Source organism: Bradyrhizobium sp. NAS96.2 (genome assembly GCF_001908235.1).
Lineage (GTDB): Bacteria > Pseudomonadota > Alphaproteobacteria > Rhizobiales > Xanthobacteraceae > Bradyrhizobium.
Map to the genome: position 1 here is coordinate 18,016 of NZ_LGHK01000081.1, position 15,836 is coordinate 33,851.

Consider the following 15,836-nt stretch of genomic DNA (forward strand, 5'->3'; position numbering starts at 1 on the left):
TCCATTGCTGGCGGCCGTTCGTCATTGGCCATGCCGCAATCTGGCGCGGCGGCGGCGGCCGGTGGGAGTGACAAGTGTGTCGGGATTTTCGCGCATGCGTCGTGATGGGTTCGATTTATTTGCATAGTACTTGCACTATGCAATTATATGTGCGAGCCTCGTGCCATGAAACAGACCGCGCCTGCTGCCGACGATGGCCTGAAGCTGAGCACCTGGCTGCCCTATCGCCTGTTCCTCGTCGCGGCGCAGGTCGCCCGTCCGCTCGAGAGTTTCTACGGCGAGACATTCGGACTGAGCCAGGCCGGCTGGCGCATCCTCGCCGTCATCGCCGAGCGCGACGCGGCCAATGCCGCCGAGATCGGCCGCGCCTGCGCGCTCGATCCGTTCGCGACCAGCCGCGGCATCGGCCAGCTCACGGAGCTCGGCTTTGCGGTGCGACGTGCCGGCAAATCCGATCGCCGCTTCGCCGCCGTCAGCATCACCCGCAGCGGCCGGACCGCCTTCAACCGGATCGCCGCGCTCGGCAGTGCGATCGAGGCGCGGCTGCTCGCTCGCCTCTCGGAGAGCGAGCGAGCCACGATCGATTCCGCCCTCACCCGGCTCGAGGGAGAAAGCGCGCGGATCGATGCCGGCGGCTGGCGCACGCTGCTTGAGGATGCCGGCGCGTCATGACGGTCGCATTGTTCGCGCTGACTGCACTGCTCTGGGGCGGCGGCGCGCTGGCAACGGCGATGCAGGCCGGCGTCACACCGGCGCCGTGGTCGGTGGCCCTGCGCATGGTGCTGGCAGGCGTGATCCTACTCGGCTACGGCCGGCTGCGCGGCGTGCCGCTCGCGATCCCGCGCAAGGACCGGCCGACGGTCGCATTGCAGGGCCTGCTGTTCTTCGCCATCGCCTTCATCGCCTTCTATGAAGCGACCGCGCGGATGCCGAGCGGGCTTGCGGCGCTGGTGCTCTCGACCTCGTCGCTGTTCGCAGCCGTGATCGCGCGCGCCGCGCTCGGCGTCCCGATCTCGTCCGGCTTCGTCTGGGGCGCGCTGTGCGGCATCCTCGGACTTGCGATCATCTTCCTGCCGGGCGCCAGCGCGCACGGCGCTGCGCCGCTGGCGGGTTTCGCCTGGGCGCTCACCGCGGCGATTGCGACCGGTGCCGGGACAACCGTCGGTGCGCGCAACCAGCGCGCCGGACTGCCGGTGGTCTCCGTGCTGGCGTGGGGCGCCTTCGTCGGTGCCGCGGCGAGCGCGCTGTGGGCGATCGCGACGGGCACGCCATTCGCGGCCGACGTCTCGCTCTCCTACGCAGCGAGCTTCCTCTATCTCGCGGTCGCCGCGTCCTGCGTCACCTTCATGCTCTATTTCGAGCTGGTGCGCCGGCTCGGCCCCGGCCGCGCCGCCTATACGCTCGCACTGGTGCCGCTGGTCGCCCTCGTGCTGTCGGCGCTGTTCGAGCACCTTGCGCTGGGCTGGCCGGTGCTCGCCGGCGCCGCCGCAATCCTGGCCGGCAATGTGCTGGTGCTGGCGCGGGCGTAGATTGAGTGCGCCTGCGATCGCGCACCAATTGACGCCGCAACGATATCTGACTAAAGTCAGATATATGCTCGATCCCGTTTCCCGCGTCCGCCGCTTCAACCGCGCCGTCACCTCCGCTGTCGGCGCGCTCGACACCTCATTCCTCGGCCGTGGCCGGCCGCTCGGCGCCGCGCGCGTGCTGAATGCGATCGGGCACGGACGCGCCGATGTCGGCGAGATCAGGGATTATCTCGGGCTCGATTCCGGCCTGATGAGCCGGCTGCTGCGCAGCCTCGAGGATGAAGAGCTGATCGAGACCACCGCGCATGAGAACGACGCCCGCCGCCGCATCGCCAAGCTGACGGCGGCAGGCAAGCGTGAGTTCAACGCCTATGAGGCGATCTCCAACCGGCAGGCAAAGGACTTCCTCGCCCACCATTCCCAACGCGAGGCGCTGCTGGCGGCGATGGACCTGATCGCCTCGGCGCTCGGGCGCGACGCCACCGCGCTGCATGAGATGGACCCGCGCAGCGACGAAGCGCGCTACTGCCTCGGCGAATATTACGCCGAGCTGGCGCGGCGCTTCAAACAGGGCTTTGACGTCAAGCTGTCGCGCGACCCCGATGCCAAGGACATGGTGCGCCCGCGCGGCAGCTTCATCGTGGCGATGTCGGACGGCCTGCCGCTCGGCTGCGTCGGGCTGAAGGGCACGAGCGCCGAGTACGCGGAGATCAAGCGGCTCTGGGTCGCGCCGGCCGCGCGCGGCCTCGGCCTCGGCCGCCGCCTGATGGACGCGGCCGAGCACGCCGCGCGCGAGCTCGGCATCGTATTGCTGCGGCTCGACACCAACAGCGCGTTGGCCGAAGCCGGTCAGCTCTACCGCCGGACCGGCTGGACCGAGATCCCACGCTTCAACGACGACCCCTACCCTGACCTGTTCTTCGAGAAGCGGCTCTGAGCGGCACGCCGCGCGCGGGTTGTCCAACGTCCGACGCTGGCCTAAGACGCTCGTATGACCATTCGCCCCATCATCCGCTATCCCGATCCGCGGCTTGCGCTCACCGCGCAGCCGGTGACCATGTTCGACGACGCGCTGCGCGAGCTGGCAACGGACTTGCTCGAGACCATGCACGTGGCGCCCGGCATCGGCATCACCGCGCCGCATATCGGCGTCTCCTTGCGCGTCGTGGTGCTCGAGCTCGATACGCGCGAGGGGCCGCGGACCTATGTCAATCCGGAAATCATCTACGCCTCGGACGACATGATCCTGCACAAGGAAGGCAGCGTCTCGATGCCGGGCGTCAATGACGAGGTCGAGCGCCATGCGCGGGTCCGCATCCGCTACCAGGATCTCGACGGCAACATGCAGACCGAAGAATCCGACGGCCTGCGCGCGGTGTGCCATCAGCACGAGATCGACCAGCTCGACGGCGTGTTCTGGATCAGGCGGCTGTCCCGCCTCAAGCGGGAGCGCCTGATCAAGCGATACGAGAAGATCTCGCGGCCGTAATCGTAGCCCGCATGAGCGAAGCGACATGCGGGACAAATCACGATGAACTGGCGAAAGAGCCCCGGATATCGCTTTGCTCATCCGGGCTACGCCACCTGCGCTTCACCCTCCCGCCATCAAATCCTTGGCCAGCGCCATGTACGCCGGCAGCGTCACCGGATCGTTCGCGGCATTACCTGCGGCGTGGTGCGAGGCGTAGCGCGCGATCACCATCTCGGCCTTCGGATCGATGTAGATGCCCTGGCCGTGCACGCCGCGCGCCATGAAGGCGCCGTGCGCATTATGCGTCACCCACCACTGATTGCGGTAGGACGCGCCGGGCAGCGTTGTGTAGCCGGCCGGCTTAAACTTCTCGGGATCGCCGCCGCGCGCGATGTCTTCGACGACCGATGACGGCACGATCTGGCGGCCGTTGAAGCGGCCGTGATTGCGGATGGTCTCGCCGAAGCGGGCGAGATCGCGCAGCGTGGTCGACAATCCGCCGCCACCGCTTTCGGTGCCGATGCGGTCGACGTGGTAGTGCGCATCCTCCTCGGCGCCCATCGGCGCCCAGATCTTCTCGGACAGCAGATCCGACAACGTCATGCCGCTGGCGCGCCTGATAATGAAGGCCAGCACGTCGGAATTGACGGTCTTGTAGGCGAAGGCCTTGCCGTGCTCGCCCTGCTTCTGCTGCGCGCAGAGGAAGTCGAAGATGTCGGTGGCGCATTCATAGCCCGGCGGGATCGGCGCCATGCCGTTGGCGCGCCGCAGCCCCCAGACATCGGAATTCCTGTCGGTGTAGACCTCGGTGTATTTGAGGCCGGTGGTCATATCCATCGCCTCGTGCACGCGCGCATCGCCGAATGCGCTTCGCCCCAGCTCCGGCACATAGTCCGTGATCGGCGCCTGCGGATCGATCTTGCCCTCGGCGATCAGGATGCCGGCGAGCGTGCCGGTGAACGATTTCGTCACGGACATCGCGATATGCGGCTTGTGCGGCTTCAAGGCACCGAAATAGCGCTCGTAGATCAGCTTGCCCCGGTGCAGCACGGCGATCCCGTCGGCATAGCTGTCCTCGAGCATGCGCGCGAAGGTCTGCGGGCGTCCGTCCATCGTGACAGACGCGGAGGCGCCGATGTCGTGATCCTCGCGCGGCAGCACCGACGCCGGCCCGGCCCCACGCCAGACATTCACCGTCGGCACCAGCTGGCGGATGTTGCTCCACGCCCAGCGCAGCTCGGGAAAGCTGCGGAACGAGCCGTCATGGAACGTGATCGTCTTGTCCTGCGGCGGCGGAAAACCCTGCATCCAGCCGAGCGTTTGCGGATCGCTCTCGGCGGCGGTGGGCGTTTGTTGCTGATTGGCGGCGGTCGCGACGGACATCAAGGTTGGCTCCAGGACTGCGGTACGAATTTCGTATCACGCAACGGCAAGCGGCACATCCCGCGTTTGCGCCGGGGTGATGGTCGCCGCGAGCGCTGCCGGCGCCAATTTCCGGCGCGCGGATTACCCCGCGGCCGCCTGCTCGATCGCGGCGATGTCGATCTTCTTCATCGTCATCATCGCCTCCATCGCACGCCGGCCGGTCGCGCGATCGGCTGCGTTGACGAGCTCGAGCAGCCGCCGCGGCGTGATCTGCCAGGCGAAGCCCCAGCGATCCCGGCACCAGCCGCACGGCAATTCCTTGCCGTCATTGCCGGTGACCGCGTTCCAGTAGCGGTCAGTCTCCTCCTGGCTGTCGGTCAGCACCATGAAACTCACCGCCTCGTTCGGCACGTAGTTGGAACCGCCGTTCAGCCCGACGAAGCGGCGGCCGAGCACGGTGAATTCGATCGTCAACTCTTCGCCCTGGCCGATGCCCGGGATCGGCGACGCATGTCCCGCATCGACATGGCTGTCGGGAAAGGTCGCGGCGTAAAACTCCGCCGCTTCGCGCGCCTGGCCCTGGTCGAACCAAAGGCATGTGACGAGATCGGTCATGTGCAGTCTCCTTGTTTGTGCCAAGGACGATTGGCAACGACGCCAGCCGACATCACGGCAACGGGTCGATGAAAATTATTTACGGAATCGCGTTCGTCACAACACAGCCTCCACACATCCCACCGTCGTCCCGGCGACGGCCGGGACCCATACGCCGCAGCTGGCGTTGTGCGGGAACTCGCTGTTCCAGCATCACTCAACAATTTAGATTTGGGGTTATGGGTCCCGGCCTTCGCCGGGACGACGCTGAACATGTTGCACGATCACGGGTCATACAACCACATTCTCGCGACATGAACTGCCCGAGCTTTGCTCTTCGTTCCGCCCTCATCTCGAACAGAGGGCGCAGGGAAAGCCGGGTGCCGATCGAACCCATGGGCCCCGAGCATAGGATAGAAAGCTCCGGGGGTAGGACCACAGGCGTAACCGGGAACTACCCGGCTTTCCCTGCGCGATGGGCTACGGCTTATACGTGCTCTCCCCGGCAAGACTGGGCTTTTTTGTCACCGCCCCCACACGACGCGTTCGCGTCTTGCGAAAAGACACCTGCCACTGGGGCGTCAGGACCACACGACTTCACCGTCCGCTTCGCGTGCTTGACAGGTTTTGATGGGTTGCCCGTTGGGGTGATTTGTCGCAGGCGGCGGAGCGAGATTTGATTGGCGTCGAGGGGCAAATCAACCGCGGATCGTTCGTACGCGGAGCGAAGTGCCCCGGATATCGCCGCGCTCATCCAGGCTACACGGGCAGCGTTTTCTCAGCACAGCCATATCCAGCGTGAGCACTCGCCGAACGTCAGCCACCGCACGGCGAGCAGGCTAACCCCGAGCAGGATCAGGGGCACGAAGACCTCAAGGGTGTGGCGCGTGATCCGCTCCGGCAGGAATGAGTCGAACAGTGGGCCCTTGCCAGCGCCATATCGAACCGCGATCGCGGTCAAGGGACATTTCAGCCCGTTTCCGATGAATACGACGCTCTCCACGCCCAGCAGCGGCGGCGCAATCCACACCAGTTGGCCGCGCCAGCCCGCGATCGCGGCGTAAAGGATGTAACCGGTCGCAATTGTCATCACCAAATAGATGGCGGTGTGAACGGTGCGTACAGCGGTCAGAGGGCGCGCCTGAAAGTATGGAAGCAAGCCGAAGGCGAACTGGGCAATCAGGCCGACGGCGCCTGAGATGGTCGCGTAAGCGGACAGGTGCTCAGACAAGGAGCGATGGAAGACAGTCAAGGATAGGCCAAGTTCTGCCGCCATCATCAAAGCGAAGGCCGCCATGCCCAGGACTATCCGAGGTCCTGCAGCCGCGCTGATCCCGAAGCGCTCCACGCACCAGGCCGATACGAACCAGCTTGCGCCCAATATCAGCGGTGCCTCCAACAGCACCGCCGCGGTCTCGCCGACATGCGGGACAACCAGGAATACACGTATGGCACCCAGGGCAAAGCCGCACAGGAATACGATCGCCCAATACGCTGCGGCCGCCTGGACCAGGCGCCAGGTGGAGTCTCGAGGTGGCAGCGGCGACAACGGTTGACGAGCAAGGGCATGAGGGGCGTCATTCCGAACGACGACTCCCGATCTATCGTGCAACGTCGGCGACGTGGAGATCGAGTGCGAGCGGACATCTGCGACCTCCTCTCTTGGTATTCGAAGTCTCCTTGACACCCGCTTCGCCTTTTCTCCTCTCGGGCCGGTTATTTGGGCCAAAACGTCAGCTTGCGCCTCATTTATCGTGCAGGACTGGCGGAAAGACCTTGACCGGCATCAAAAGGGTATCCCCGCACGGCTGTATTTTGACGACGACCTTCTTCGCGAAGCGCAAGGCACATGAACAGGAGAACAATGCTTGCCGGCGTCGGCGCCGCGCTCGTCACCGCCGGTGCCGGCGTCGGCGGTTGGCGAGCTGCTTCCGGTTCAATGGCAGACTATGCGACCTACGCCGCCCGCCTGCGCGGCAACCTGGCGCCGCCGGATCTGCAGGCCGTGGTGCGATATGCCACCTTGGCGGCCAACGGCCACAATACGCAGCCATGGTCGTTTCGCCTTGAAACGCAGGCAATGGAGATTCGGCCGGACCTGCGGCGGCGTACGCCTGTCGTGGACCCCGACGACCATCATCTGTATGTCAGTCTCGGATGCGCCGCGGCCAACCTCGCCCTCGCTGCAGCGGCGACCGGCCGTCCAGGTGAGTTGTCGTTCGCCGCGGATGGCGGCGTCCGTTACGATTACCTGCCGGGTCAGCCCAGATTGGATCCGCTCGTCGGCGCCATACCGAGACGTCAATGCACGCGCGCCGAATATGATGGTCGCACGATTCCCGCGGCCGTCCTCGCCGAGATCGAACGCGCGGCGGCGACGCCGGGCGTGAGCCTCGCGCTCGTCACTGACCGGGCGCGGATAAACCGGGCGCGGGATCTTGTCCTTGCTGGCAACAGGGATCAGATGAACAACCCCGCCTTCATGCATGAGCTGAAGCAGTGGATCAGATTCAATCCGCGCAGCGCGATGGCAACCGGAGATGGGCTGTTCTCTGCCGCAAGCGGCAACCCCGTGCTGCCAACGGACCTGGGCCGGTTTGCATTCGACCGGCTGTTCAATATCGCGGAGGAAGATCGCAAGCACGCGCGCCAGATCGACTCATCTGCCGGGATTGCGATCTTTTTCGGCGAACGGGCTGACCCTGAGCACTGGATCCGGGTCGGCCAGGCATGCCAGCGCTTTGCTCTCGCCGCGACCCATCTGGGGCTCAAGATCGCCTTCATCAACCAGCCAGTCGAAGTCGCTCAGCTGCGCGCCGACCTCGCGGCCGTCGTCGGCGAGACCCGCAGGCCGGATATTCTGATCCGCTTCGGCTACGGACCCGCGCTGCCATTCTCGCCAAGGAGATCAGCAAGCTACACCTCAACCGCGTAGCCCGCATGAGCGGAGCGACATGCGGAACAAGACACAACGCGCTGATCTAAAGCCCCGGATATCGCCACGCTCATGTGGGCTACGCTTGCTATCTTGCCGATCCGCCCTCGCGTAGGCCTCACGAGAGCGGTGTTCGCAAACTACGATCTCAATCAAGATGCCCAGATCGGCTCGGACATCGTTATCCGGTTCTTGACGCTAGGACGCTCCTGCATCCCTGCATACCATGCAAAAAGGGCCTCGCACTCCACCGGCACCGGCACGTTCACGAGTCCCGCGAAGATCAAGCCGCCTATGAGCGTGATATCGGCCATCGTAAACGCCTCGCCGGCGACGAACGGCTGTCCTTTCAGAATGCCGTCAAAGTAGTGCATCCCCCTGAGGGCCTTGTCGCGCTGACGGAATCCCCATTCGGGGTTCTGATAGATCTCGACATGAGGCCCGAGACCCGGCGTAGCGTGGTGGAAATAGACGCTGATGGGGTCGAGCAGCTCCAGTTCGGCGCGCTTGCTCATCATGTGGATCATGCCCTTTTCGCGCGGCGTCCTGCCGGTCAGCATCGGCGCGCCATCGAGCGCGTCGAGGTACTCGGTAATGGCCGTGCATTCGCCAATGAAGGTGCCGTCGTCGAGTTCGAGCACCGGCAGCGTGCCCGAGTAGTTCTTGGCGAGGAATTCGGGCTGCTTGTGCTCGCCCTTGTAGAGATCGACCAGGACGAACTGCACGTGCGATCGCAGGTTCTTCTCGGCCAGGGCAATGCGAACGCGGGCCGGATATGGGCCGGTTGGCCAATCGTAAATCTTCATCTCGACTCCTTTACCTACCTGTCACTTGGTAGGCTGGATATGAAGGCTTCACATCCGTCCCGTCAACGCCTATCTATCACTTGGTAGATAACGAAGCAGTGAGGCGATGACGTGAGTTCAAGCTCTCGGGAGGCGATCCTGGCGGCCGCGAAGCGGACCGCGCAGGCGCGCGGCTATGGCGGCTTGAATTTCCGCGGTCTCGCCGACGAAGTCGGGATCAAGGCCGCCAGCATCTACCACCATTTCCCGAGCAAGGCCGATCTCGGCGCAGCCGTCGCGCGGCGCTACTGGGAGGACACCGCCGCCCAGCTCGAGGCGATGCTGGCGGAGAAGGCGGATCCTGTCCGCTGCCTGCGTCGATATCCCGAGGTGTTTCGCAAGGCGCTCGAGAACAACAATCGCATGTGCCTGTGCAGCTTCATGTCCGCGGAAGTCGACGACCTGCCTGAGGCAGTGAAGCAGGAGGTCCAGACCTTTGCCGACGTCAACGTGGCGTGGCTAAGCAAGCTGCTGGTGGCCGCGCGCCTGGTCAGTGCAAGAAAGAGCGAACAGCGCGCCCGCGCCATCTTCGCCGCCGTCGCCGGCGCGCAGCTGATGGCCAGAAGCCGCGGCGATATCTCACTCTACGACGCGTTGATCGACAGCTACCGCGCCGCGGGTCTTCTGCCGGCGTAGGCCGGCCGCCGCGCCGCCGACATAGCCAAAACCGTCAGCAGCGCGAGGGATTGACCGCAATGTCGCGTGCAGCGATCGCAGCCCGGCTTGGCTAGCTGCCGTCGCGTCAGTCGCGCGATGCGGACAATCCTGCGAGAAGCGGCGCGTACGCAGCGAGCCTACGCGAGACGAACTCGGTGAACAGCCGCACGCGCTTGGTCTTGCGAGTCTCCCCCTGGGTGAGAAGCCAGAGCGTTCCATGCATGTGCAGGTCGGTGCCCGGGACCCTCGCCAGCAGGGGGTCGGCATCTCCGACAAAGCACGGCAGTGTCGTCATCCCGAGCCCTTGCCGGACGGCAGCGATCTGCGCCTCGCCGTCCGTGGTCCTGAACGGAACCCCCGTGGTGCGAACCTCACCCTCGCTGGCCCAGTCCGGGATGCCATGCATGCTGATGACGATCCACCTGACGGGATCAGGCGCGCCCGCACGCCACGCGGCCAGCCGATCGCGGGATATGTAGACGCCCCCGAACAGCTCCGGCCCCTTCAGGCCGTGAAGATTGAGCGGCAGCGTCTTGCGGTCGTAAACGACGCGGATCGCGACGTCGGCCTCTCGATTGGTCAGATTTGCGAGCTCGCCGGACGACAGGATTTCCATCTCGATGTCCGGATGCAGACGCGCGAAATCGGCGAAGTCCGGCATCAGCAGGTGTGTCGCGAGGGTCGGTGCCAGCGTCACCCGCAGCAGCCCGCGCACGCCCTGGTCGCGCCCGAAGACACGCGTCTGCAGCTGGTGCGACGACGCATCCATCTGGTCCGCGAACTCGAGGACCTCCTCCCCCGCAGCCGTCAGGCGGTAGCCCGAAGGCAGCTTTTCGAACATGTGCGCCCCGAGGCGTTCCTCGAGCTGAGCGATGCGCCGCAGCACGGTCGAGTGATTGACCCCGAGGCGCTCGGCGGCAGCCCGCACCGAGCCTCCGCGCGCGACGGCAAGAAAATAGCGAACGTCATCCCAGTCGATCATGGTGCAATCCGGCACCGCGTGGTGCGCCTTCCAAAGCCGGCATCTAACACATCGAGCCGCAATGCGGGCGATCAACATAGCCTATGTCGACGAGCGCGGCTGGCGTTGGACAGCCAGCCGGATCGATTTCGCACCACCGATGTGCGCGGTTCCGCACTCAACGCCTGACTCCGGCGGACCCATGTTGGCGTTCTCGGGGGCCTCCCCGAAACGACCAAAGGCGGAGCCTGAAAGGAGAAGTCATGGGAAAGCTTGAGGGTAAGGTTGCAGTGATCACCGGTGGATCGAGCGGCATGGCGCTGGCGAGCGCCAAGCGGTTCGTTGAAGAAGGCGCCCATGTTTTCATCACGGGCCGGAGGCAGGAGGCGCTCGACGCGGCCGTCAGGCTGATCGGCCGGAACGTGACCGGCGTGCGCGGCGACGCGGCCGATCTCGACGACCTCGACCGTCTGTTCGACACGGTGAAGCGGGACAAGGGCAGGATCGACGTCCTGTACGCGAGCGCCGGCATCGGCGAAGCCGTCCCACTGGGCGAGATTACCGAGCAGCATTTCGATGCGGCCTTCGGCCTGAATACGCGCGGCACGCTGTTCACGGTTCAGAAGGCATTGCCACTGTTCAACGATGGCGGATCGATCTTCATGACCGGGTCGGTTGCCTCGGTGAAGGGTTTTCCTGGCTACGGCGTATATGCGGCGAGCAAGGCGGCGTTGCGCTCCTTCGCACGCACCTGGCTCAACGAACTGAAGGGCAGGAATATCCGGGTGAACGTGCTGAGCCCGGGGCCGATCGCCACACCGATGCAGGACCAGGTCCTCACCGAGGAGGCGAAGCGGATGTTCGAATCCCTGATCCCGCGAGGAACGATGGGTCGTCCCGAGGAAATTGCGGCGGCCGCGGTGTTTCTTGCTTCCGACGATTCCAGCTTCGTGAATGGGGTGGAGCTGTCTGTCGACGGCGGCTTCTCGGCCATCTGAATGCGGGCAATCAATATCAACACGGATCGGAGAAGCATCATGAGCTACGCGATTATAGGATTCGGCAGGATAGGCCAGGCCCTCGCCCACGCCTTCGCCCGCAACAACATCGACGTGACCGTCGCAAGCCGCCGGCCGCCCGAGGCGCTGGCGCCGCAGGCGCGGGCGATCGGACCCACGGTCGTCGCCAAGTCTCTGCGAGACGCACTCGCGGCCGACACAATCATCCTGGCGGTCCCGTTCGAGGAGCATCGCGAGGTTGCCAGCGCCTTGCCGAGTTGGAAAGGCAAGACGGTCATCGACACAATGAACACGTTAGCTCCGCCTGAGGAGCTCGACGGTCTGCCGTCCTCCGCCTTCGTCGCGAAGGCCTTCAGTGGCGCTAAGCTCGTGAAAGCTTTCAATCACCTGATTGCGGCCACCCTGGCTGCCGATCCGATCGTCGAAGGCGGCCACCGCGTCGTCTTTCTGTCTGGTGACGACGAGGACGCGACCGCTCCCGTGGCGGCCTTGGCGAAACAACTCGGGTTCGCACCCGTCAAGCTCGGAAAGCTCAACGAGGGGGGCGCGCTGGTGCAGGGACGCGGCGGCACTTGGGGCCGGCTCATCTTCCAGGATTTGTTCAGGAAGGAGCAGTAGTCGAAGGCTCGGCAGCCCGGTAGCCCGCGTGAGCAGAGCGACATGCGGGATGCCATCCTATATGCGGTGGAAGAAAGATACCCGGATATCGCTGCGCTCATCCGGGCTACGCTTGCCGCCGCGCCTTCAAGGAGAGCACCGGCCTCTCGCCCCATGCCTTGCTGCGCCAGCACCGGCTGGAGCGAGCGATGCAGATGCTGCGCGACGGAAGCGTCGGTCGTGACGATCGCCGCTGCGCTTGGCTACGCCTCCCAGACTTCCTTTGCGGCCGCATTCAAACGGCTGACCGGCGATAGCCCGACCGATTGGCGTCGCCGCACGCGTTCACAGCAATCGCTCTGCAATGGCCGCAACGGCGCTGGGGCACCGGGGCACCAGCCTCGCTAGATCAGCACCGTGCCCATGCCAACACAGGAGAAACAATGGCCTGGCAGGTTCCAATGAATTCCTCGATTTCAAGCGTGCTGGCGATTGTGCTTGGTCTCGGGCTGGCGTCCGGGAATAGTGCGTGGGCGCAATCGGCGGCGGCGCCCGGCGAAGCGGGTGCAGCCTACCAGGATATGCCGGCGATCGCCCCGATCGGCGTCCGCGTGGACCGGTACCTGCCGCTCCCGAACTCCGCTGCAGTGCCGCCGGTGGATCCCGCCAAAGGGTACCGCCTCCAGCAGCTGGGCCATGGTCTCTACATGGTGACCGACAATGGATACCAGTCGATGTTCCTGGTCTACGACAAGGGTGTCGTGGTGATGGATGCGCCGCCCAGCTATTCAGCACATCTGAAGCAGGCGATCACGGAAGTGACGGATCGGCCGATCACCCATTTGATCTACAGCCATGCCCATATCGACCATATCGGCGGCGCGGCAGATATTGGGGGACACCCCATCATCATCGCCCAGGAGGAAACAAAGCGTCTGCTCGTTCGAGCAAACGATCCGAAGCGGCCCGTGCCCACGATCACGTTCAAGGACCGATACATGCTGAAGGTCGGCGGTCAGGTCTTGGAGCTCAGCTATCACGGTGTCGCCCACGAGCCCGGCAACATCTTCATCTGGGCGCCGGCACAGAAGGTGCTGATGGTGGTCGATCTCGTCTTCCCGGGTTGGATGGCCTGGTCGGGCTTCGCCGACGCGCAGGATATCCCCGGCTATTTCGAGCAGGTCGCCGAGATCGACAAGCTTCCGTTCAAAACCTTGGTCGGAGGGCACGTGGACCGCGTCGGGACCCACGCCGACGTGCGCGAACAGCTCGAATTCATGAACGACGTCAAGTCGGCCACCAGGACGGCGCTTGCGGCCACCGCCCCGTTCGTCGGGATGGCTGCTGCAGACAAGACCAACGCCTGGGCAGTGGCCGACAACTACATCGACCGCGTGGTGGTCAGTTGCGTCAACGCGGTGACGCCGAAATGGCAGCCGCGCCTGGCGGCGTACGACGTTTTCATCTGGTCCCAGTGCTTTGCCATGCAGCAGAGCCTTCGGATCGACTGAACGCTCGTTCCAGGTACGCGTTCGACACGACTGCTCGACTGTCCAGAAGATCGTTGAACCGGCGCGCGAGGCGTGCGCCGGCGTTGGGTTAGAGCACTGTCATGCCGCCCGCTGACTGGGCGTTGGAAAAGGAGGATGACATGGATTTCGGGTTGAAGGGGCGGCAGGCAGTGGTTTGCGCGTCGAGCCGGGCGCTTGGTCGGGCCTGCGCGCTGGAACTGGCGCGGGCCGGTTGCAACGTGGTGGTCAACGGCCGCGACCAGGCGACGCTGGAGCGGACCGCCGACGAGATCCGGACCGAGACCGGGGTGGAGGTGATCGCCGTCGCCGGCGACGTCACCACCCGCGCTTGCCAGGACGCGCTAATGCAGGCCGCGCCCCGGGTCGACATCCTGGTCAACAACAATGGCGGCCCACCGCTCCGCGACTTCCGCGAGATCGATCGCGAGGCACTGCTGGCCGGCGTGGTCGGCAACATGGCAGCGCCGATCGAGTTGGTGCAGCGAGTGATCGACGGCATGGTCGAGCGGCGCTTCGGTCGCATCGTCAACATCACCTCGGCCTCGGTGAAGATGCCAATAGCAAGGCTCGACCTGTCGAGCGGCGCCCGGGCCGGGCTGACCGGCTTCCTTGCCGGCGTGGCGCGATCGGTGGCGCATGCCAACGTCACCATCAACTTCCTGCTGCCTGGCGCCTTCGAAACACGCCGCCGCCGCACGAACGAGCAGGCAGCAGCCGAACGGCGCGGCGTTCCGATCGAGACCGTGCGGCAGGAGAGCCAAGCCGACATTCCCGCCGGGCGCTACGGCGACGCCTCCGAATTCGGTGCTGCCCGCGCCTTTCTGTGCTCGGCCCAGGCCGGCTACATCACCGGGCAGAGCCTCCTGATCGATGGCGGCGCCCACCGCGGGATTTTGTAGAGTGAGACGGAGCGCCGCATCGTCCGGTGCCGGTGCGTGGCACTTGCCTCGGCCGCCTCCGCGCCAGCAACAGCCATTCACATTTCAAACAGCGTAAGCATTCGCGATCTCGCGACATGATCTGTCCGAGCTTTGTGCATCGTTCCGCCCTCGTTGGGCGGGGTTGCATATCAGCCCCATCACTCGAGGGCCGAGTTCACGACGCAATGCCGTCCAGATCAACCATGTTCCCGACCGGCACCCAATTGGTGCCGTCAAAGCGGGTGATTTGAAGGTTGTGGACGGCGCGATAGTCCGTTGGAGAGTTACTGACCTTGATGCCATCCAGAAATAGCGGCGGCTGCTCGTCCTTCAGAGACGTTGCATGCTTCAGCAGATTTTCGCGCGTGAGTTCGTTGCCGCACCGCCTCAAGACCTGCTCGATCATGTAGGCGTTGTTGTAGCCGGGCGTTGCGGTGTTGTCGTCGATGCTGACCGACGGCATGTATTTCTTCATGAACTCGACATAGGCTTTAACGCGAGACCTGGACTGCTGGCGCGGATCGGTCGCTATGATTTCCCACCACGCCGAGACAAGCCCTTTCGCATTGTCGAGCCCCGCCGGCGCCAGCGTCCCTCCGATCGAGCTGCAGTTCGAATTGACGATGTGGAGCGGTTTCCAGCCCAGCGCGGCCACCTTGCGGATGCCCTGCGCCGCGAACTTGGAATAGGTCAGCTGCACGAAGACGTCTGCGCCCGCCCCCCTGCAGTCGGCGACCTGATTGTCGATCGTCGGCTCCGTGATTTCGTGGCTGACTTCCTTGACGATAGCACTGCCCTTGCTGCCGAGCCCTTTCTTCAGGCCACGAAGAAAGTCCTTGCCGAGATCGTCATTGACATACTGAACCGCGATCTTCGCATCCGGCTTCTCGCTCAGTATATGCGCACCCAGCGCGGCTCCCTGCGCGACATAGATCGGATAGAACGGAACGATCCACGGAAATTCCTTGGGATCGTTGAAGCGCTCGGCGCCCGAGGTCAGGAACAGGTTTGGCACCTTCTTGGCGTTGAGATACTTCATCACCGCGGCATTGGCCGCCGTGCCGAGGAAGCCGGCAATCGCGAACACTTCCTCCGATTCCACCAGCTTTCGGGTCTGCTCGACGGCCTTCGGCGGCGAGAACGCGTTGTCGAGCGAGATCAGGTTGACCTTTCTGCCGTTGATGCCGCCATTGTCGTTGATCATCTGAAAATAAGCCGTCTGCGCCTGCCCGTAGACGCCGTATCCGGAAGCGGGGCCGCTGTAAGGTGCAGTGGTCCCGAGCTTGATCTCGGTATCAGTGACGCCGGGTCCGTAGTTTGCAGCGCGCGCCCCTGACGCGCTTCCGAACGCGAGCGCGCTCGCTCCCAGCCCCACAACGGCCGATCTTCGCGAAATCAACGTCATGGCCAA

General features: G+C 64.6%; 16 protein-coding genes and 1 pseudogene. 11 read left to right on the top strand and 6 right to left on the bottom strand.

The annotated features are described in order from the left end of the window. Positions 1-165: 165 nt before the first annotated feature. From AC628_RS18740 to AC628_RS18755, 4 genes are all read left to right on the top strand, one after another. Positions 166-672: a MarR family winged helix-turn-helix transcriptional regulator gene (locus tag AC628_RS18740; protein ID WP_074128240.1), complete on the top strand. Its 507-nt coding sequence runs from the start codon at positions 166-168 to the stop codon at positions 670-672. After that, positions 669-1,529 carry a DMT family transporter gene (locus AC628_RS18745; RefSeq protein ID WP_074128241.1) on the top strand — a complete coding sequence of 287 codons (861 nt, stop codon included), beginning with the start codon at positions 669-671 and terminating at the stop codon, positions 1,527-1,529. The genes AC628_RS18740 and AC628_RS18745 overlap by 4 nt, the downstream gene beginning before the upstream one ends. Positions 1,530-1,593: 64 nt before the next feature. Further along, positions 1,594-2,466 carry a bifunctional helix-turn-helix transcriptional regulator/GNAT family N-acetyltransferase gene (locus AC628_RS18750; protein WP_074128242.1) on the top strand — a complete coding sequence of 291 codons (873 nt, stop codon included), beginning with the start codon at positions 1,594-1,596 and terminating at the stop codon, positions 2,464-2,466. Positions 2,467-2,520: 54 nt separating this feature from the next. Further along, positions 2,521-3,018: a peptide deformylase gene (locus AC628_RS18755; RefSeq protein ID WP_074128243.1), complete on the top strand. Its 498-nt coding sequence runs from the start codon at positions 2,521-2,523 to the stop codon at positions 3,016-3,018. Between the two features lie 102 nt (positions 3,019-3,120). Here the strand turns inward: AC628_RS18755 and AC628_RS18760 are convergent, their stop codons facing one another. The 3 genes from AC628_RS18760 to AC628_RS44810 form a co-directional block, all read right to left on the bottom strand. Further along, positions 3,121-4,383, bottom strand: a complete 1,263-nt coding sequence (locus AC628_RS18760; protein ID WP_074128244.1) for a serine hydrolase domain-containing protein — start codon at positions 4,381-4,383, stop codon at positions 3,121-3,123. Between the two features lie 123 nt (positions 4,384-4,506). Next, positions 4,507-4,980, bottom strand: coding sequence for a VOC family protein (locus AC628_RS18765; protein ID WP_074128245.1), 474 nt, complete (start codon positions 4,978-4,980; stop codon positions 4,507-4,509). A 757-nt stretch (positions 4,981-5,737) separates the two neighbouring features. Beyond that, positions 5,738-6,256, bottom strand: coding sequence for a hypothetical protein (locus AC628_RS44810; RefSeq protein WP_210190227.1), 519 nt, complete (start codon positions 6,254-6,256; stop codon positions 5,738-5,740). Positions 6,257-6,823: 567 nt separating this feature from the next. On the opposite strand from AC628_RS44810, the gene AC628_RS18775 reads away from it, so the two are divergent. After that, positions 6,824-7,894 carry an Acg family FMN-binding oxidoreductase gene (locus AC628_RS18775; RefSeq protein WP_349510119.1) on the top strand — a complete coding sequence of 357 codons (1,071 nt, stop codon included), beginning with the start codon at positions 6,824-6,826 and terminating at the stop codon, positions 7,892-7,894. Between the two features lie 152 nt (positions 7,895-8,046). Here the strand turns inward: AC628_RS18775 and AC628_RS18780 are convergent, their stop codons facing one another. Further along, positions 8,047-8,700, bottom strand: a complete 654-nt coding sequence (locus AC628_RS18780) for a glutathione S-transferase (protein ID WP_074128247.1) — start codon at positions 8,698-8,700, stop codon at positions 8,047-8,049. Positions 8,701-8,811: 111 nt separating this feature from the next. On the opposite strand from AC628_RS18780, the gene AC628_RS18785 reads away from it, so the two are divergent. Then, a complete protein-coding gene (locus AC628_RS18785) occupies positions 8,812-9,375 on the top strand; it encodes a TetR/AcrR family transcriptional regulator (RefSeq protein ID WP_074128248.1) in 564 nt (187 codons plus the stop codon). A 106-nt stretch (positions 9,376-9,481) separates the two neighbouring features. On the opposite strand, the gene AC628_RS18790 is transcribed toward AC628_RS18785, so the two are convergent. Further along, positions 9,482-10,378 carry a LysR family transcriptional regulator gene (locus AC628_RS18790; RefSeq protein ID WP_074128249.1) on the bottom strand — a complete coding sequence of 299 codons (897 nt, stop codon included), beginning with the start codon at positions 10,376-10,378 and terminating at the stop codon, positions 9,482-9,484. Between the two features lie 242 nt (positions 10,379-10,620). Here AC628_RS18790 and AC628_RS18795 point away from each other — a divergent pair, with 242 nt between their 5' ends. The 5 genes and pseudogenes from AC628_RS18795 to AC628_RS18815 all read left to right on the top strand — a co-directional run bounded on the left by AC628_RS18795 (position 10,621) and on the right by AC628_RS18815 (position 14,404). Beyond that, on the top strand, positions 10,621-11,355 hold the full coding sequence (locus tag AC628_RS18795) for an SDR family NAD(P)-dependent oxidoreductase (protein ID WP_074128250.1): 735 nt from the start codon (positions 10,621-10,623) through the stop codon (positions 11,353-11,355). A 39-nt stretch (positions 11,356-11,394) separates the two neighbouring features. Beyond that, positions 11,395-11,994, top strand: coding sequence for an NADPH-dependent F420 reductase (locus tag AC628_RS18800; protein ID WP_074128302.1), 600 nt, complete (start codon positions 11,395-11,397; stop codon positions 11,992-11,994). Positions 11,995-12,113: 119 nt separating this feature from the next. Then, positions 12,114-12,318 (top strand): annotated as a pseudogene (locus tag AC628_RS18805) (helix-turn-helix transcriptional regulator); the annotation flags it as partial. A 98-nt stretch (positions 12,319-12,416) separates the two neighbouring features. Beyond that, the gene (locus tag AC628_RS18810; RefSeq protein ID WP_210190228.1) at positions 12,417-13,484 is read left to right on the top strand and encodes an MBL fold metallo-hydrolase; all 1,068 of its coding nucleotides are present in this window, start codon (positions 12,417-12,419) and stop codon (positions 13,482-13,484) included. 140 nt (positions 13,485-13,624) lie between these two features. Further along, entirely contained in the window at positions 13,625-14,404 is a 780-nt protein-coding gene (locus tag AC628_RS18815; protein ID WP_074128304.1) for an SDR family oxidoreductase, read from the top strand. Between the two features lie 196 nt (positions 14,405-14,600). On the opposite strand, the gene AC628_RS18820 is transcribed toward AC628_RS18815, so the two are convergent. Further along, on the bottom strand, positions 14,601-15,830 hold the full coding sequence (locus AC628_RS18820) for an ABC transporter substrate-binding protein (RefSeq protein ID WP_074128251.1): 1,230 nt from the start codon (positions 15,828-15,830) through the stop codon (positions 14,601-14,603). Between the last annotated feature and the right edge of the window lie 6 nt (positions 15,831-15,836).